The organism is Pseudomonas azotoformans (assembly GCF_001579805.1).
Taxonomy (GTDB): domain Bacteria; phylum Pseudomonadota; class Gammaproteobacteria; order Pseudomonadales; family Pseudomonadaceae; genus Aquipseudomonas; species Aquipseudomonas azotoformans_A.
In genome coordinates this window covers 87,504-105,304 of record NZ_CP014546.1, presented here as the reverse complement: position 1 = coordinate 105,304, position 17,801 = coordinate 87,504, and the positions used below count along the sequence as shown (strand labels likewise).

Here is a 17,801-nt window from a genome sequence, read left to right as displayed (position 1 = left end):
TTATTTTGTTGCTGAAACATTAAAGCCATAAAAAAGCCGCTCCCTTGTTAAACAAGAGAGCGGCTTTTTGTTTAAGGCGAAAGCCTTAAGTCATCGCTGTAATAAAACTGTCAATTACAGGATGTTCAGCGGGTATTGCGCGATCAGACGCAGTTCGTCGATCGACGACGAACCGTAGTACACGCCATCAGACGAACGATAGGTCGCTTGACGTACACGCAGGCTCAGGTCTTTGGCTGGGCCGCTCTGGATCACGTATTTGGCTTCGATGTCGCGTTCCCACTCTTTGCCGTTCGAGGTGGTGGCGGTGTTGGCGCCGCTACCGGTCACGTAACGAGTCATGAAGCTCAGGCCAGGAATGCCAAAGGTTGCCATGTTGATGTCGTAACGCGCCTGGTAGGACTTCTCGCCCTCGGCGTTGAAGTCGGAACGGGCGATGGAGTTGGCCAGGAACACCGTGCCGCCGCCGTCTACGCCGTAGCCGTAGTCGCCGTCGCCGGTAACTTTCTGGGCTGCCAGGGTGAAGGTGTGTGCACCGATGGTGTACGCACCCTGCAAGCTGAACGCACGGTTATCGAGCTTGGTACGTTCTGCGAACGGCAGAGCGCTGTCTTTGGAAGCACGTTGCAGGCCTTCGCCTTCGCTCTTGGTGTCGTAGATGTTGAAGTCCAAGGCAAACGACTGGTCGTCGCTGATCGCGTGGGTCCAGTTCAGGTTGCTGTAGTACTTACGGAAATAATCTTCAGTTTTCGCGTAGTACAGGCTACCGGTGAACTCAGGAGTGAAGGAGTAGACACCACCGACGAAGTCGGTTTTGGTCAGGCCCAGGCTGTCATGGTAGGTCTGGTTTTGCGCGACGCTGGAAGTGAAGTGACCGCCTTCAAGCTTCAGGCCCTTGATCTCGCTGCTGGTGATCGAGATACCTTGCGGCAGCTCTGGCAGCAAACGGCTGTCGTCTGAAGCGAATACTGGAGCTGTGGTGTATTGGTCACCAATTTTCAGCACAGTATCGGAGATACGGAATTTAACCGCGCCGCCGCCTTTGGAGTAGTCGTCTTGCGAGCGACCATCGGAACCGGTTGGGAACAGACCAGTGCCAGCACGGCCTTTGCCGCTGTCGAGCTTGACGCCCAGCAGGCCGATCACGTCAACACCGACACCGATGGTGCCTTGGGTGAAGCCCGAAGAGTACAGGGCGTTGAAGCCCAGGCCGGATTCTTCGGCACGGCTCTGAGAGTCCGGGCCCGACGGGTTGTTACGGAAGTCGCGGCTGAAGTACAGGGCGCGAGTGTTAATGCTGAAAGTGCTGTCTTCAACAAAGCCTTTGGAATCGCTTTGGGCGGACGCCATTGCGAACTGCGTAGTGCCTGCTGAAACAGCCAGGGCGATCATGCTCCACTTCATCACGCGCATCGTGATTTGCTCCTTTGGTTTTAGGAAGAGTACTGCCGTCCCACCTATATTTTTGTCTGGGCGGCTCTTTCTTTTTGTGTCGGCGCAAAGTTATATCACGCTGACAATATTGGCGATACTTGCCCAACTTTCCTTTCAGCTTCTTTACGAGCTTGTCGTAGATTGCTATATCCATGTCGCAAATTCACAGCCTCACTGTAACGAGGCTGACAACTTCAATGCTGTTTCCAGACCGTTAAAAGAACGCAAAAAACGTTACTTTCCAAGTTTGAAATCTTCCTTGGCGTGCATTGAACCGCTGCTGTTTTTCATCGCGAAACACCTGCTTCCCTTCCGGTGCCGTTGCCGACGATAGAGGGATGAATGCAGCAAGCGTGCCCAAACCGTAAATCGAATGTCATTTTTTCGTGAAAAACGTTACTGCCTCGTGAAAACCGCATAAGCACGGGGTTTTTACGCCGATTGGTTTGGCCTTGACGCCCGGGCTCTGTGCCTGTGTTGGGGTGCATAAATCCTGTATCTGGGAAAAACGTTACCCGTTCACCCCGGTCAGTGGGTAATCGGCGGATCTCTTTGAGGCGCGATTGGGTCATTTTGGTGCATGCCGTCTGATGCCTCAGTGTTTCGGTGATGGCTCAATGCCTTGCTTTGTGAGGCCTCTGCATCGCGGTTCTCGTCGCAATGTTTTGATCAGCGCTTAGCTAATCACTGAAGGATTGGTCATTGAGCGTAGTCGAAAAATCCGTTTGGCTCGAAATGGTGCACTTTTTTTCGTCACGCCTTGCCTGGGCGCGTATTGGCCGACGTGAAGCAATAGCGATTCGCAGGTATGCTGGGCGCCTTGAACCTGACCTGCCGAACGGAGTGCCTGCGGTGTTCGCTTTAGACCAACGCCTTCAACAAGACACACTGGTCATCGGGGATTTCCCCCTGTGCCGCCTGCTGCTGTCCAATGACTCGAACTACCCCTGGTTCATCCTGGTACCGCGTATCAACGGTATCAGCGAAGTGTTTCAACTGGATGTCGTCGACCAGCAGCGCCTGTGGCAAGAAACCACCGCCTTGGCCCAGTTGCTGAATGAAGGCTTGTCCGCCGACAAAATGAACATCGGCGCCCTGGGCAACGTGGTCAGCCAGTTGCACGTGCATGTGATCGTGCGCAAACGTGATGATGCCGCCTGGCCTGCGCCGGTATGGGGCAAACACCCCGCGCAGCCTTATACCGATGAACACGTGGCAGCCATTCGTGCTCGCCTGCGCGGGCTGTTGCCCGCCGACTTCGTCTTTACCCAGGGCTGAATCATGGATTTGCAAGACCGCGTCAACGATCTGGAAAGCCGCCTGGCCTTCCAGGACGACACCATCGAGACCCTCAATGACATCCTCGTCACCCAGCAGCGCGCCGTCGAGCGCCTGCAACTGCAGATGACCGCGCTGCTCAAGCGCCAGGAAGAAATGGGCGGTCAGTTCGAAACGTCTGAAGAAGAAGCGCCGCCGCCTCACTATTAATAGGCGCGCATAAAAAAACCGCGATCCAGCCAGGCTGGGTCGCGGTTTTTTTTGCTGCGAAGGCGGGTATCAGCGACGCGGCAGTGCAGCGATCACGTCTTCGGCCTGCAGGCCTTTGTCGCGATTCATAACGGAGAATTCCACGCGCTGGCCTTCCACCAGAACGCGATGGCCTTCGCCGCGAATGGCCCGGAAGTGGACGAAGATATCGTCGCCCGAATCACGGGAAATAAAGCCGAAGCCTTTGGAGGTGTTGAACCACTTGACGGTACCGGTATCCCGATTGGTCATGTCGTAGGTTTGCGACGAGGCCGCAGGGGACGAGCGGTAGAAGCTGATGGCCAGGTGAAGAACAATGGCGACCACAGCAATCACCAGGCTGAGCAGGATGGCCGGGTGGCCGCCGACTTCAGGCATGGGGGCCAGGAGGGTGAGGGTTTGTACGACAACAGTCAGTACCAACAGCGCGCTGACCAGGTTTTGCAGTTGATGACGCGTGCCTTTGTTCCAGTAAGGGATCACCGGTGCCAGCGTCAGGTTAAGAAGGCCGAACAAGGCCAGGTACAGAGCGTCGTGTTGTTCCAGATACGGCAGGCTTTCAGGCTGCAGGGTCGGGATAAAGGACAGCAGCAAAGCTGCAACGCCCGTTAGCAGGTGGACGATTTTCAACATTTTGATTAACTCACGTTAAGACGGATCACAAGGAAGAGCTGACTGGCACGGTTCGCTTCTGAACAATGGGAGGCGTTGGGCACGTGCGCGGGGTATCAGCCTATGCCGCTGCCGCAGAAAGTAACGGCGACGACACGCCGCCTATTTAACAGCAAAGGCTGTGCCTACTCAAATCAAGCATTTCGAGGTGTTGCAAGGGCGACGGCATTTCTGCGTCAAACGCTTGTCCTAGACACGTGCGGGCTTTTCAAGCGGCCTTCTGGGAGATTTCCTACATGGGCCCAAGGCTTAGACTGTGTCGTTTTCACCGGCCGGGGCGGGGCGAATTGCCGCGCCGGGCTGCGCATCACCGGCACACTTGCTAGAGTGGACCTGCACCTGATCAATGAATGCTTGTCAATTGAAGGGGATAAACATGGCAATCGATATCGGTATCAGTGAAGAAGATCGTAAATCCATCGTCGACGGGCTTTCGCGACTGCTTTCCGATACCTATGTACTGTACCTGAAGACCCACAACTTCCATTGGAACGTCACGGGCCCTATGTTCCGCACGTTGCACCTGATGTTCGAAGAGCAATACAACGAGCTGGCGCTGGCGGTGGACTCCATTGCCGAGCGTATCCGTGCATTGGGTTTCCCGGCGCCGGGTGCCTACTCGGTCTACGCGCGTCTTTCTTCCATCAAGGAAGAAGAAGGCGTGCCGAATGCTGAAGACATGATCAAGCAACTGGTAGAAGGTCAGGAAGCGGTCACGCGCACCGCGCGCGGCATCTTCCCACTGCTCGACAAGGTCAGCGATGAGCCGACGGCCGACCTGTTGACCCAGCGCATGCAGGTTCACGAGAAAACCGCGTGGATGCTGCGTTCCCTGCTCGAAAATAAGTAAACAACTACCCTTGGCGGCGTCTTCCCGGCGCCGCTCGCTTGTTTCCGCGCATTTCCTGGCGTTGTCCTACGCCTATCAACGTCGCGTCTTCTGGCTGCTGCACTCTGCCTGCGGTTTTATAAGGCCATTGCCTAATGGGACATCCCATGGGCGGCTGTTTGGCAATGGAGTGTCAGGTGTATGTCACGTGGAGTGGGTAATGGAATCATGGAGACCGGTGGTTTTCATAAAATAAAGGTCGACCCCTTTGTAAAAGGGTTCGACATGGGGCTGGCCAAGCCATTGTCCCGGTCGGTAAGGCTCAACGGGTTTTCCACGTGCCTGCGGCTGGAGCAGATCTATTGGAATATCCTCACGGAAATTGCCAGGATCAACGCCTGTTCGGTCAGTGCGTTGCTGTCCTATGTGGATCGGGAAGTGCACTTGCGTCATGGCGGGGTGAAGAACTTCAGTGGGTTGGTCAGGGTGGTGTGTGTGGTTCACGCCTTGAAAGAGCGTGTTCAACCTTCTTAGCCACCGGGCTTCGGGGTTAGCCTTCCTTTGAGGCGGGCAAGGCCCCGGGGCAGAAAGCCGGCTGCGCTGCCTCGATTTACCAGATATAATCCCGCGCTTTGCTGCGCGTGCCGGGGTTGTTCCGGAGCAGGCGTGGCGCAGTAACGTTCTGATCGCCGAGACATCGCCATGCCCATGTACGACTATCAATGTGCTTCCTGTGGTCATCAGTTGGAAGCCATTCAGAAGATCAGCGCCGCGCCGCTGGTCGATTGCCCGGCCTGCCAAGCGCCGGAGCTCAAGAAAATGTTGTCCATGCCAGGCTTCCGCCTGAGCGGCAGCGGCTGGTACGAGACCGACTTCAAGACCGGCTCGAAGAAGAATCTGGCGGGCGGCGACAAAGCAGACTGAGTTGAACTCTACGCGCAGGCTCCTGCATTATCCGTCCCCTGCTTTAATGTACGGTGACGAGGCAAGCCTCCACCGAATTACGAATTACGAGAAGTGAAACCACGACCATGATGCGCAGCCACTATTGCGGCCAACTGAACGAGACCCTGGAAGGTCAGGAAATCACCCTTTGCGGATGGGTTCACCGTCGCCGCGACCACGGCGGGGTGATCTTCCTCGACATCCGTGATCGTGATGGTCTGGCCCAGGTGGTGTTCGACCCGGATCGCGCCGAAAGCTTCGCCGCTGCCGACCGCGTGCGCAGCGAATACGTCGTGAAGATCACCGGCAAGGTTCGCCTGCGTCCGGAAGGCGCCGTGAACAAGAACATGGCCTCCGGCGGCATCGAAGTGCTGGGCTACGAGCTGGAAGTGCTGAACGAGTCGGAAACCCCGCCGTTCCCACTCAACGAATACTCCGACGTCGGCGAAGAAACCCGCCTGCGCTATCGCTTCCTGGACCTGCGTCGTCCGGAAATGGCCGAGAAGCTGCGCCTGCGTTCGCGCATGACCACCAGCATCCGCCGCTTCCTCGACGAAAACGGCTTCCTAGACGTTGAAACCCCGATCCTGACCCGGGCCACCCCGGAAGGCGCGCGTGACTACCTGGTGCCGAGCCGTACCCACGCGGGTTCGTTCTTCGCCCTGCCGCAGTCGCCGCAGCTGTTCAAGCAACTGCTGATGGTGGCCGGCTTCGACCGTTACTACCAGATCGCCAAGTGCTTCCGTGACGAAGACCTGCGCGCCGACCGCCAGCCGGAATTCACCCAGATCGACATCGAGACCAGCTTCCTCGATGAAAAAGAGATCATGGGCCTGACCGAGCAGATGATCCGCAACCTGTTCAAGGAAGTGCTGGACCTGGAATTCGGCGACTTCCCGCACATGACCTTCGAAGAAGCCATGCGCCGCTACGGTTCCGACAAGCCAGACCTGCGTAACCCGCTGGAACTGGTGGACGTGGCCGACCAACTCAAGGAAGTCGACTTCAAGGTGTTCAGCGGCCCGGCCAACGACCCTAAGTGCCGCATCGCCGCCCTGCGCGTGCCTGGCGGCGCGAGCATGCCGCGCAAGCAGATCGACGACTACACCAAGTTCGTCGGCATCTACGGTGCCAAGGGCCTGGCGTACATCAAGGTCAACGAGCGCGCCAACGGTGTTGAAGGACTGCAATCGCCGATCGTTAAAAACATCCCGCTGGACAACCTGAACGCGATCCTTGATCGCGTCGGTGCAGTCGACGGCGACATCGTGTTCTTCGGCGCCGACAAAGCCAAGATCGTCAGCGAGGCCCTGGGCGCGCTGCGGATCAAGCTGGGTCACGACCTGAACCTGCTGACCTGTGAATGGGCCCCGATGTGGGTCGTTGACTTCCCGATGTTCGAAGAGAACGACGACGGCAGCTTCAGCGCCTTGCACCACCCGTTCACCGCGCCGAAGTGCTCGCCGGCTGAGCTGGAAGCCAACCCGGCAGGCGCTTTGTCCCGTGCCTACGACATGGTGCTCAACGGCACTGAGCTGGGTGGCGGTTCGATCCGTATCCACCGTAAAGAGATGCAACAAGCGGTGTTCCGCCTGTTGGGCATCAACGAAGCGGAACAGGAAGAGAAATTCGGCTTCCTGCTCGACGCCCTGAAATACGGCGCACCGCCGCACGGTGGCCTGGCGTTCGGCCTGGACCGTCTGGTGATGCTGATGACCGGCGCCCAGTCGATCCGTGAAGTGATCGCCTTCCCGAAAACCCAGAGCGCTGCGGACGTCATGACCCAGGCGCCAGGTGTGGTGGATGCCAAGGCATTGCGCGAACTGCACATCCGCCTGCGCGAGACGCCTAAGGCTGAGTAAGGCTGCTGCGTGAAAGCGCACTGAGGTTTACGCAGTCTAAAAAGGCGCATCTTCGGATGCGCCTTTGCGTTAAAGGACTATTCCTCGCCTGGGGCGGGGGTGATCAAGGTTTCTACAGAATTTCGGAGTTGTGTTATGGCTGGCCATTCCAAGTGGGCGAACATCAAGCACCGCAAAGAGCGTCAGGATGCCAAGAAAGGCAAGATATTCACCAAGTGGATTCGCGAGCTGACCGTCGCCGCCCGCCAGGGCGGTGGTGACCCCGGCTCCAACCCGCGCCTGCGCTTGGCGTTGGACAAGGCGCTGGGCGCCAACATGAGCCGCGACATCATCGACCGCGCCGTGGCCCGTGGCGCTGGTGCTGCCGACACCGACGACATGGTCGAGCTGAGCTACGAAGGCTACGGCCCGGGCGGCGTGGCGGTGATGGTCGAGTGCATGACCGACAACCGCAACCGCACCGCGGCAGCCGTACGTCATGCGTTCAGCAAGTGCGGTGGCAACCTCGGCACCGACGGTTCGGTGGCTTACCTGTTCGAGCGCAAGGGGCAGATCACCTTTGCACCCGGCACGGATGAAGATGCGCTGATGGAGGCCGCGATGGAGGCGGATGCCGACGACGTGGTGACCAACGAAGACGGCTCCATCGACGTGTTCACCTCGTTCGCCAGCTTCTACGCCGTGCGCAATGCGCTGGAAGCCGCTGGCTTCAAAGGCACTGACGCGGAGATCGTGATGCTGCCGACCACCAGCGCCGAGCTGGACCTGGACGGTGCGCAGAAAGTGCTGAAGATGCTGGATATGCTGGAAGATTTGGATGATGTGCAGAATGTGTATTCCAACGCGGATATCCCGGAAGAAGTCGCTGCACAGCTTACCTAAGAACGATGAAAGTCCAGTGTGGAAGCGGGCTTTTGTGGCGAGGGAGCTTGCTCCCGTTGGGGTGCGAAGCGCCCCCAAAAGCCTGCGCCTGCTACGCAGTCGAGCGGGAGCAAGCTCCCTCGCCACAAAAGCAGCTCCCACATTGGATCTATGTGTTTCCACAAAACCGCAGGCGTTATGACTTTAATTCTAGGTATCGACCCCGGTTCGCGCATCACCGGTTTTGGCGTGGTGCAACAGACCCCGCGCGGCTGTGTCTATGTCGCCTCGGGCTGCATCCGCACCGGCGCGGGCGAGTTGGCCGAGCGCCTGCAGATCGTCTATCGCGGCGTGCGTGAAGTGATCCAGACCTACGGACCGGTCACCATGGGCATCGAAAAGGTGTTCATGGCAAAAAATGCCGATTCGGCGTTGAAGCTGGGCCAGGCCCGTGGCGCCGCCATCGTGGCTGGAGCGGAGGAGGGCATGGAAATTGCCGAATACACTGCGACCCAAGTCAAGCAGGCCGTGGTCGGTACGGGGGCGGCGAATAAAGAGCAGGTGCAGATGATGGTCATGCACATGCTCAAGCTCACCTCAAAACCGCAGATCGACGCCTCCGACGCCCTGGCCATTGCCATTTGCCATGCGCACACCCGTTCCAGCCTGTTGCCACATGGCCTGGGCACTGCACGCAGTCGTGGCGGTCGCCTGCGTCTCTGATAGCATCAGCGCAATCGAAATTTCCGGTCAGGCCATGCGCTGACCCCACGCTTTAAGGATCTGAACCGTGATTGGACGCTTGCGCGGCACCCTGGCTGAGAAACAGCCGCCGCACCTGATTCTGGATGTAAACGGGCTGGGGTATGAGCTGGAAGTGCCCATGACCACCCTGTATCGCCTACCGTCGGTCGGTGAGCCGATTACGCTGCACACCCACTTGGTGGTGCGCGAAGACGCGCAACTACTCTATGGTTTCATCGGCAAGCGCGACCGTGACTTCTTTCGCGAGCTGATCCGCCTCAACGGGGTGGGCCCGAAACTGGCCCTGGCGTTGATGTCGAGCCTGGAAGTGGATGAGCTGGTGCGCGCCGTTTCGGCCCAGGACACGTCGGCGCTGACCAAGGTGCCGGGTGTCGGCAAGAAGACTGCCGAGCGCCTGCTGGTGGAGCTCAAGGACCGCTTCAAGGCCTGGGAAGTGGTGCCGAGCATGTTCGCCCTGGTGCCGAACCAGCCGGATATGCCGGCTGGCCAGGTTGCCAGCGCCGAAAGCGATGCCGTCAGCGCCCTGATTTCCCTGGGCTATAAGCCGCAGGAAGCCAGCAAGGCCGTGTCGGCCATCAAGGACAAGAACCTGAGCAGTGAAGACATGATCCGCCGCGCCCTGAAGGGAATGATTTAAGTGATTGAAGCTGATCGTCTGATTGCAGCCACTGGCCCGCGCGACCGTGAAGAGGTCCAGGACCGCGCCATCCGCCCCTGAGCCTGGCCGACTACATCGGCCAGCCCACCGTGCGTGAGCAGATGGAGCTGTTCATCCAGGCTGCGCGTGGGCGCAGCGAGTCGCTGGACCACACGCTGATTTTCGGCCCTCCTGGGTTGGGCAAGACCACCCTGGCCAATATCATCGCCCAGGAAATGGGCGTGTCGATCAAGTCCACCTCCGGCCCGGTGCTGGAGCGTCCGGGTGACCTGGCGGCACTGTTGACCAACCTTGAACCCCACGACGTGCTGTTCATCGACGAGATCCACCGGCTCTCGCCAATCGTCGAGGAAGTGCTGTACCCGGCGATGGAGGACTTCCAGCTCGACATCATGATTGGCGAAGGCCCGGCAGCGCGCTCGATCAAGCTCGACCTGCCACCGTTCACCCTGGTGGGCGCCACCACCCGTGCGGGTATGTTGACCAACCCGTTGCGAGACCGTTTCGGCATTGTTCAACGTCTAGAGTTCTATAGCACGGCCGACCTTGCGACCATTGTCAGCCGTTCGGCGGGCATTCTCGGCTTGCCGCTGGACCCGGAAGGCGCGTTTGAAATCGCCCGTCGGGCCCGCGGTACGCCTCGAATTGCCAACCGTTTGCTGCGACGTGTGCGCGACTTTGCCGAGGTGCGGGCCAAGGGGCACATCACCAAGGCCGTGGCCGACCTGGCGTTGAACCTGCTGGATGTGGATGAGCATGGCTTCGATCACCAGGATCGGCGTCTACTCTTGACCATGATCGAGAAGTTCGACGGCGGCCCGGTGGGGGTCGACAGCCTGGCCGCGGCCATCAGTGAGGAGCGTCATACCATTGAGGATGTGCTGGAGCCGTACTTGATCCAGCAGGGTTACATCATGCGTACCCCGAGGGGGCGAGTCGTCACGCGCCACGCCTATCTGCACTTCGGGTTAAACATTCCGTCACGATTGGGCGAGATGCCTGTAGTAGACGAATTCCTCGATGCAGTGGACGATTAAAAGCCTCACGCCAGACGATTTATCCGAGGTTTGTGCTGTCCTAGTGGCTGGTGTCGTCATTCAGTCAGTCAGAAATGTTTCAGACAACGAAAAAACAGTTGCCCAGCCGGATTGGCAACCTGAGGAGTAAGCACTAGAGTATGCGCGCGCAAAACGGGGATCAGTCGTTCGCACATCGCTGTCGCGTTTATTACGAGGACACCGATGCCGGCGGCATCGTGTATTACGTCAACTACCTCAAGTTCATGGAGCGGGCTCGAACCGAGCGGCTACGGGAGCTGGGCTTTGCCCAATCCCAGCTGGCAGGGGAGGACCTGTTATTCGTCGTGCATTCCAGCGAGGCGCGGTATCACGCGCCGGCGCGGCTGGACGACGAGTTGTTGGTCAGCGCTGAAGTAATCGAATTGAACCGTGTCAGCCTGCGTTTCAAGCAGCAGGTCAGGCGGGCAACGGATGCAACGCTGCTCTGTGAGGGGCAGTTCCTGGTGGCCTGTGTGCGCACCAATAGTTTGAAACCCCGGGCCATTCCCGAAGCTCTACGTGCGGCCTTTGCCGACGTAAGCGGCGCGGGTAAACAATCAAAGCAGGAGATTTAGCGTGGAACCTACCGTCGTCGACCATTCCTCCATGTGGAGCCTGGTCAGCAATGCCAGTGTTGTGGTTCAACTGGTCATGCTGACCCTGGTAGCCGCATCGGTTACCTCTTGGGTCATGATTTTTCAGCGCAGCAACCTGCTGCGTGCCGGTCGACGTGCCTTGGAGAGCTTTGAAGAGCGCTTCTGGTCGGGTATCGACCTGTCCAAGCTGTACCGCCAGGCTGGCAGCAACCCAGACCCGGATTCGGGCGTCGAGCAAATCTTCCGCGCCGGCTTCAAGGAATTCTCCCGCCTGCGCCAGCAGCCAGGTGTTGACCCAGAAGCGGTCATGGAAGGCGTGGCCCGTGCCATGCGTGTCGCCATTTCCCGCGAAGAAGAGAAGCTTGAGCAAAGCTTGCCGTTTCTTGCCACCGTCGGTTCCGTGAGCCCGTACATCGGCCTGTTCGGTACCGTGTGGGGCATCATGAACTCCTTCCGTGGCCTGGCCCAGGCCCAGCAAGCGACCCTGGCCACCGTGGCTCCAGGTATTGCCGAAGCCCTGATCGCCACCGCGATCGGCCTGTTCGCTGCTATCCCCGCAGTAATTGCCTACAACCGTTTTGCCGCCACCAGCGAAACGTTGATCGGCCGTTACTACACCTTCGCCGACGAATTCCAGGCGATCCTGCACCGTAAAGTGCACACCAGCGAAGAATAAGCAGGTAATTCCCAATGGCTTTAATCGCTCGAGCTCGCAAAAAGCGCAAGCCGGTCGCCGAGATGAACGTAGTGCCTTACATCGACGTGATGCTGGTGCTGCTGGTTATCTTCATGGTGACCGCGCCGATGCTCAATCAGGGCGTGAAGGTTGATCTGCCCAAGGTTTCCAGCGAAGCCTTGCCGCAAGACAACAACACCCAGGTCCTGACCATTTCGATCAAGGCTGACAAGACCTATTACTGGAACCTTGGCAGCGAAGTCGATACCCAAAAACAGCAGGACAAGGCCATGACCTTGCCGCAGATGACCGACGCGGTGACCAAGATCATTCGCTCTGGCAATGAAGGCGGCAAGCACACCCAAGTCTTCATTCGCGGCGACAAAGTGGTCGACTATGGCTCCGTCATGGGCGCCATGGGCGGACTGCAGAAGGCCGGCGTGGGTAACGTTGGCTTGATTACCGAGGCGCCCTGATGCAGCAACAGCGAGAGCCGTCCGCCTCGGAAAGCTTCTTCTGGCCTAGCGTCTGGGCAATTGCCCTGCACGTCCTGGTGTTTGGCATGCTGTTCGTCAGCTTTGCCATGACCCCGGACCTGCCGCCAGCCAAGCCGATCGTGCAGGCGACCCTGTATCAGCTGAAATCGAAAAGTCAGGCCACCACCCAGACCAATCAGAAGATTGCGGGTGAGGCCCAGAAGTCGGCTGCGCGCCAGACTGAAGTCGAACAGATGGAACAGAAGAAGGTCGAGCAGGAAGCGGTGAAGGCTGCTGCGGAACAAAAGAAAGAAGAGGCGGCTCAAAAGGCCGAGGAATCGAAAAAGGCTGACGAAGCGAAGAAAGCGGACGAGGCGAAAAAGGCTGATGAAGCCAAGAAAGCCGAGAAAGCTGCCGAAGCCAAAAAGGCCGAAGAGAAACAATTGGCTGATATAGCCAAGAAGAAGTCTGAAGAAGAAGCCAAGAAGGCTGCTGAAGAAGAGGCCAAGAAAAAGGCCGCTGAAGACGCCAAGAAGAAAATAGTCGAAGACGCGAAGAAGAAAGCCGCCGAAGACGCCAAGAAAAAAGCTGAAGCAGACGAGGCGAAGAAAAAAGTCGCCGACGACGCGAAGAAGAAAGCTGCCGCCGATGCCCAGAAGAAAAAGGCTCAGGAAGCAGCGCGCAAATCCGCCGAAGAGAAAAAGGCCCAGGCCTTGGCAGACTTGCTCTCCGACACGCCGCAGCGTCAGCAAGCCTTGGCCGATGAGCGTGGCGATGAAGTTGCGGGCAGTTTCGACGACCTGATTCGGGCGCGGGCAGCAGAGGGTTGGACACGTCCACCTTCGGCACGTAAAGGCATGACAGTAGTGCTGCAGATCGGCATGTTGCCGGACGGTACGGTGACTTCGGTCAGCGTGTCCAAGTCCAGTGGTGACGGTTCGTTCGACAGTTCGGCGGTTGCCGCGGTCAAGAATATTGGCCGGTTGACCGAGATGCAGGGAATGAAACCAAGCGACTTCGCTCCCTATCGTTCATTCAAGATGACATTCACACCTGAGGATCTAGCCTTGTGAGAAACCTTCTTCGAGGAATGCTTGTCGTTATTTGCTGTATGGCAGGGATAGCGGCGGCGGATGAAAAGAACATCCTGGTCACCAGCGGTAGCGATCGGGCCACCCCGATCGCGGTAGTACCGTTCGGTTGGCAAGGCGGCAGCGTGCTGCCGGACGACATGGCCCAGATCGTCAGCGACGACCTGCGCAACTCCGGTTACTACGCACCGATTCCAAAAGGCAACATGATCAGCCAGCCAAACCAGGCCAGCGAAGTCGTGTTCCGTGACTGGAAAGCGGTAGGCGCGCAGTACCTGATGGTCGGCAACATCACGCCGGCCGGTGGTCGTCTGCAAATTACCTACACCTTGTTCAACGTGGCGACCGAGCAGCAGGTTCTGACCGGCAGCGTGTCGGGCACGGCCGAGCAGATCCGCGACATGGCCCACTACATCTCGGACCAGTCGTTTGAAAAGCTCACCGGTATCAAGGGTGCTTTCTCGACGCGTCTGCTGTACGTAACGGCTGAACGTTTCTCCGTAGACAACACTCGTTACACTTTGCAGCGTTCGGACTACGACGGTGCGCGGGCTGTGACTTTGCTGCAATCCCGTGAGCCAATCCTGTCGCCGCGCTTCGCGCCGGACGGCAAGCGTATTGCCTACGTGTCCTTCGAACAGAAGCGTCCGCGTATCTTCGTCCAGCACATCGATACTGGCCGTCGTGAGCAGATCACCAACTTCGAAGGCCTCAACGGTGCACCGGCCTGGTCTCCGGATGGTTCGCGCCTGGCGTTTGTACTGTCCAAAGATGGCAACCCGGATATCTACGTGATGAACATGGCTTCGCGCCAGATCACTCGCGCAACCAGCGGCCCGGGCATCAACACCGAACCGTTCTGGGGCAAGGATGGTTCGACCATCTACTTCACCTCTGACCGCGGCGGCAAGCCACAGGTTTATAAGGCGAATGTGAATGGTGGTGGTGCAGAACGCGTTACCTTTATTGGCAACTACAACGCCAACCCTAAACTTTCGGCCGATGAAAAGACGTTGGTGATGATTCACCGTCAGGATGGTTTCACTAATTTCCGGGTTGCGGCCCAGGATTTGCAGCGCGGAACCGTAAAAATCCTCACAGATACCAACCTTGATGAGTCAGCCACTGTTGCGCCCAACGGCACCATGGTAATCTACGCCACCCGCCAGCAGGGCCGGGGAGTCTTGATGCTCGTGTCCATAAATGGACGCGTAAGGCTCCCACTTCCTACCGCACAAGGCGAAGTCAGAGAACCATCCTGGTCCCCTTACCTGAACTGACGCGGCGCTACAAAAAGAAGTACTTAACACACTGGGGTTCATTAGGAGTTTCACGATGGAAATGCTGAAGTTTGGTAAGTTTGCTGCTCTGGCTCTGGCTCTGTCCGTAGCCGTTGGTTGCTCGTCTAAAGGCGGCGACAATGCCGGTGAAGGCGCAGCTGTTGATCCAAACGCTGGTTACGGCGCTAACACTGGTGCGGTTGACGGCTCCCTGAGCGAAGAAGCTGCTCTGCGCGCTATCACCACTTTCTACTTCGAATACGACAGTTCGGACCTGAAACCAGAAGCCATGCGCGCTCTGGACGTTCACGCGAAGGACCTGAAAGCTAACGGCGCTCGCGTTGTTCTGGAAGGTAACACTGACGAACGTGGTACTCGTGAGTACAACATGGCACTGGGCGAGCGTCGTGCGAAAGCCGTTCAGCGCTACCTGGTACTGCAAGGTGTTGCTCCAGGCCAACTGGAACTGGTTTCCTACGGTAAAGAGCGTCCAGTTGCTACTGGCCACGACGAGCAGTCCTGGGCTCAAAACCGTCGCGTCGAACTGCGTAAGTAATTCGTCATGCGAACGTGCCGTCGTGCTCTAACTGTATTGGCTCTCAGCCTCGCACCGCTTGCGGTGTGGGCTGCGGTTCCTGTGGAAGATAGCAACTCTGGCTATAACAATAGCGGGAGCAGTTATCCGCCAGCGGGTTATGGCACGAACGGCGCCTATGCGGGGGGAGCGGCTACGTCCGCTCCCTCGGCACAGGGCGAACTGTTCAACCAGCTGCAACGCATGCAGGATCAACTGGCGCAGCAACAAGGCACCATTGAAGTACTGCAAAACCAAGTGAACCAGCTGAAGCAAGAAGGCCTGGAGCGTTACCAGGATCTTGATCGACGCATTGGAGCCGGCGTTCAACCTGCCGCAACTCCTGATAATTCTTCTGCCGGTGGCGCGCCAAGCGCTGCTGCCGGTGGTGCAGCAGCAGGGGCGGCTGCCAGCCAAGCCCCTGCCGCGAGCAGCGAACCGGGTGATCCGGCGAAGGAAAAGCTGTATTACGATGCAGCCTTCGACCTGATCAAAGCCAAGGATTTCGATAAGGCCAGCCAGGCATTTACCGCTTTCCTGCGCAAATACCCGAACAGCCAGTACGCGGGCAATGCCCAATACTGGTTGGGTGAAGTCAACCTGGCCAAGGGTGATCTACAGGGCGCGGGCCAGGCATTTGCCAAGGTCAGCCAGCTGTACCCCAAGCACGCCAAGGTGCCGGATTCACTGTACAAACTCGCTGACGTAGAACGCCGCCTGGGTCATACCGACAAGGTCAAAGGCATTCTGCAGCAGGTTGTGGCCCAGTATCCGGGGACTTCCGCTGCCCAATTGGCCCAGCGGGATCTGCAGCGCTTGTAAGCGATGCAGCCGTTTAGAAGAAACCCGCGCCTGGCGCGGGTTTTTTCGTTAGAATCCACGCCCTTTTATGAAACACGCTTTTTGGGGCCTGCGCGTTGGCGGGGTTCCTTTAAGTGCCTGACGGAGGCGGACAGCCTGTTTAGCTGTTACGCCCGTGGCGACTATGCAAGACACATTACGTATTACCGAAGTTTTTTACTCGTTGCAGGGTGAAACGCGAACGGCTGGCCTGCCCACAGTATTTGTGCGCCTGACCGGTTGCCCCCTGCGTTGCCAATACTGCGACAGCGCCTACGCCTTCAGTGGCGGCACGGTGCGCACCCTCGATGACATCCTGGAGCAGGTTGCCGGCTACAAGCCGCGCTACGTCTGCGTGACCGGCGGCGAGCCGTTGGCCCAGCCCAATGCCATCCCGTTGCTCAAGCAGCTGTGTGATGCCGGCTACGAGGTTTCCCTGGAGACCAGTGGCGCCTTGGACATCTCCGCGGTCGACCCCCGTGTCAGCCGCGTGGTCGACCTCAAGACCCCCGACTCCAAGGAGGCGCACCGTAACCGCTACGAGAACATCGAGCTGCTGACGGCCAACGACCAGGTCAAGTTCGTCATTTGTTCCCGCGACGACTACGACTGGGCGAACTCCAAGCTGATTCAATACGGGCTGGACCGCCGCGCAGGCGAAGTGCTGTTTTCGCCAAGCCACCATGACCTGAACGCACGCGACCTCGCTGATTGGGTGGTTGCAGACAACCTACCGGTGCGCCTGCAATTGCAGCTGCATAAATACCTTTGGAACGACGAGCCAGGACGCTGATATGACTGAACACACAATGGATCAAAAACGCGCGGTAATCCTGCTATCCGGCGGCCTCGACTCCGCCACCGTGGTGGCCATGGCCCAGGCGCAAGGCTACAGCTGCTACACCATGAGCTTCGACTACGGCCAGCGTCACCGCGCCGAGCTGAACGCCGCCGCGCGTGTCGCCCGTGAGATGGGCGTGGTCGAGCACAAAGTGATCGGACTGAACCTCAACGGCATCGGTGGCTCCGCGCTGACCGACAGCAGCATCGATGTGCCGGAAGCGCCCAGCGAAGGTATCCCGGTGACCTATGTGCCGGCACGCAACACCGTGTTCCTGTCCCTGGCCCTCGGCTGGGCAGAAGTGCTCAACGCCCGCGACATCTTCATCGGCGTCAACGCAGTGGATTACTCCGGTTACCCGGACTGCCGCCCAGAGTTCGTCGAGTCGTTCGAGCGCATGGCCAACCTGGCGACTAAAGCCGGTGTAGAAGGGCAGGGTTTCCGTATCCTGGCGCCGCTGCAAAACCTGAGCAAGGCCGATATCGTCAAGGCTGGTGTAGGACTCGGCGTAGATTATTCGCTGACTGTTTCCTGCTATCAGGCAGACGATGACGGCCGTGCTTGTGGGAAATGCGACAGCTGCCGACTGCGTGCAGAAGGCTTCCAAGCGGCCGGAATTACTGACCCAACGCGTTATTTCTGATTTATTTCAAATAAGGTGTTGAATAATCCTTAGAAATCAGTATTATACGCGCCACCACACAGCGGGTCGTTAGCTCAGTTGGTAGAGCAGTTGGCTTTTAACCAATTGGTCGTAGGTTCGAATCCCACACGACCCACCATTTTTGGCGGTTTAGAAAATCCGGAAGGCCCACG

20 protein-coding genes, 1 tRNA gene and 1 pseudogene are annotated in these 17,801 nt (G+C 58.3%); 20 read left to right on the top strand and 2 right to left on the bottom strand.

The genetic code is table 11. From position 1 onward, the window contains the following. Positions 1-114 precede the first annotated feature (114 nt). Positions 115-1,413, bottom strand: coding sequence for an OprD family porin (locus tag AYR47_RS00545; protein ID WP_033898499.1), 1,299 nt, complete (start codon positions 1,411-1,413; stop codon positions 115-117). Between the two features lie 873 nt (positions 1,414-2,286). Between AYR47_RS00545 and AYR47_RS00540 the strand changes: the two genes are divergently transcribed. Together AYR47_RS00540 and AYR47_RS00535 are read left to right on the top strand one after the other, a co-directional pair. Further along, a complete protein-coding gene (locus tag AYR47_RS00540; RefSeq protein WP_061433915.1) occupies positions 2,287-2,712 on the top strand; it encodes an HIT domain-containing protein in 426 nt (141 codons plus the stop codon). A 3-nt stretch (positions 2,713-2,715) separates the two neighbouring features. After that, positions 2,716-2,922: a SlyX family protein gene (locus AYR47_RS00535; RefSeq protein WP_010208093.1), complete on the top strand. Its 207-nt coding sequence runs from the start codon at positions 2,716-2,718 to the stop codon at positions 2,920-2,922. 69 nt (positions 2,923-2,991) lie between these two features. On the opposite strand, the gene AYR47_RS33180 is transcribed toward AYR47_RS00535, so the two are convergent. Next, positions 2,992-3,594 (bottom strand): cold-shock protein, encoded by a 603-nt coding sequence (locus tag AYR47_RS33180; protein WP_033898496.1) that lies wholly within the window; start codon positions 3,592-3,594, stop codon positions 2,992-2,994. A 415-nt stretch (positions 3,595-4,009) separates the two neighbouring features. Here AYR47_RS33180 and AYR47_RS00525 point away from each other — a divergent pair, with 415 nt between their 5' ends. The 18 genes and pseudogenes from AYR47_RS00525 (at position 4,010) to AYR47_RS00440 (ending at position 17,767) form a co-directional block, all read left to right on the top strand. After that, positions 4,010-4,483, top strand: coding sequence for a Dps family protein (locus AYR47_RS00525; RefSeq protein ID WP_033898494.1), 474 nt, complete (start codon positions 4,010-4,012; stop codon positions 4,481-4,483). 180 nt (positions 4,484-4,663) lie between these two features. Further along, on the top strand, positions 4,664-4,996 hold the full coding sequence (locus AYR47_RS00520; protein WP_061433913.1) for a ribbon-helix-helix domain-containing protein: 333 nt from the start codon (positions 4,664-4,666) through the stop codon (positions 4,994-4,996). 168 nt (positions 4,997-5,164) lie between these two features. Continuing rightward, positions 5,165-5,386 carry an FmdB family zinc ribbon protein gene (locus tag AYR47_RS00515; RefSeq protein WP_010208103.1) on the top strand — a complete coding sequence of 74 codons (222 nt, stop codon included), beginning with the start codon at positions 5,165-5,167 and terminating at the stop codon, positions 5,384-5,386. A 107-nt stretch (positions 5,387-5,493) separates the two neighbouring features. Further along, a complete protein-coding gene (aspS, locus tag AYR47_RS00510) occupies positions 5,494-7,269 on the top strand; it encodes an aspartate--tRNA ligase (protein ID WP_033898492.1) in 1,776 nt (591 codons plus the stop codon). Positions 7,270-7,404: 135 nt separating this feature from the next. Further along, positions 7,405-8,151 carry a YebC/PmpR family DNA-binding transcriptional regulator gene (locus AYR47_RS00505; protein ID WP_033898490.1) on the top strand — a complete coding sequence of 249 codons (747 nt, stop codon included), beginning with the start codon at positions 7,405-7,407 and terminating at the stop codon, positions 8,149-8,151. A 177-nt stretch (positions 8,152-8,328) separates the two neighbouring features. Further along, the gene (gene ruvC, locus AYR47_RS00500) at positions 8,329-8,853 is read left to right on the top strand and encodes a crossover junction endodeoxyribonuclease RuvC (protein WP_016975450.1); all 525 of its coding nucleotides are present in this window, start codon (positions 8,329-8,331) and stop codon (positions 8,851-8,853) included. Positions 8,854-8,920: 67 nt separating this feature from the next. Beyond that, positions 8,921-9,532: a Holliday junction branch migration protein RuvA gene (ruvA, locus tag AYR47_RS00495; RefSeq protein ID WP_003175802.1), complete on the top strand. Its 612-nt coding sequence runs from the start codon at positions 8,921-8,923 to the stop codon at positions 9,530-9,532. Beyond that, positions 9,533-10,590, top strand: a pseudogene (gene ruvB, locus AYR47_RS00490) (Holliday junction branch migration DNA helicase RuvB). 140 nt (positions 10,591-10,730) lie between these two features. Further along, on the top strand, positions 10,731-11,186 hold the full coding sequence (gene ybgC / locus AYR47_RS00485) for a tol-pal system-associated acyl-CoA thioesterase (protein ID WP_015885610.1): 456 nt from the start codon (positions 10,731-10,733) through the stop codon (positions 11,184-11,186). A gap of 1 nt (position 11,187) precedes the next feature. Beyond that, on the top strand, positions 11,188-11,883 hold the full coding sequence (gene tolQ, locus AYR47_RS00480; protein WP_015885609.1) for a protein TolQ: 696 nt from the start codon (positions 11,188-11,190) through the stop codon (positions 11,881-11,883). Between the two features lie 23 nt (positions 11,884-11,906). After that, a complete protein-coding gene (gene tolR / locus AYR47_RS00475; protein WP_161630238.1) occupies positions 11,907-12,359 on the top strand; it encodes a protein TolR in 453 nt (150 codons plus the stop codon). Continuing rightward, a complete protein-coding gene (tolA, locus tag AYR47_RS00470; protein WP_033898485.1) occupies positions 12,359-13,432 on the top strand; it encodes a cell envelope integrity protein TolA in 1,074 nt (357 codons plus the stop codon). The genes tolR and tolA overlap by 1 nt, the downstream gene beginning before the upstream one ends. 17 nt (positions 13,433-13,449) lie before the next feature. Beyond that, on the top strand, positions 13,450-14,730 hold the full coding sequence (gene tolB / locus AYR47_RS00465) for a Tol-Pal system beta propeller repeat protein TolB (RefSeq protein ID WP_033898484.1): 1,281 nt from the start codon (positions 13,450-13,452) through the stop codon (positions 14,728-14,730). 55 nt (positions 14,731-14,785) lie between these two features. Next, complete coding sequence (pal, locus tag AYR47_RS00460) at positions 14,786-15,286, top strand: peptidoglycan-associated lipoprotein Pal (protein WP_003209827.1); 501 nt, start codon at positions 14,786-14,788, stop codon at positions 15,284-15,286. A gap of 6 nt (positions 15,287-15,292) precedes the next feature. Then, a complete protein-coding gene (gene ybgF, locus AYR47_RS00455; RefSeq protein WP_016975447.1) occupies positions 15,293-16,126 on the top strand; it encodes a tol-pal system protein YbgF in 834 nt (277 codons plus the stop codon). 163 nt (positions 16,127-16,289) lie between these two features. After that, complete coding sequence (gene queE, locus AYR47_RS00450) at positions 16,290-16,937, top strand: 7-carboxy-7-deazaguanine synthase QueE (RefSeq protein WP_010208116.1); 648 nt, start codon at positions 16,290-16,292, stop codon at positions 16,935-16,937. Between the two features lie 16 nt (positions 16,938-16,953). Beyond that, positions 16,954-17,628 carry a 7-cyano-7-deazaguanine synthase QueC gene (gene queC / locus AYR47_RS00445; protein WP_028617741.1) on the top strand — a complete coding sequence of 225 codons (675 nt, stop codon included), beginning with the start codon at positions 16,954-16,956 and terminating at the stop codon, positions 17,626-17,628. Positions 17,629-17,691: 63 nt separating this feature from the next. After that, positions 17,692-17,767 (top strand) — tRNA-Lys (locus AYR47_RS00440). Positions 17,768-17,801 lie beyond the last annotated feature (34 nt).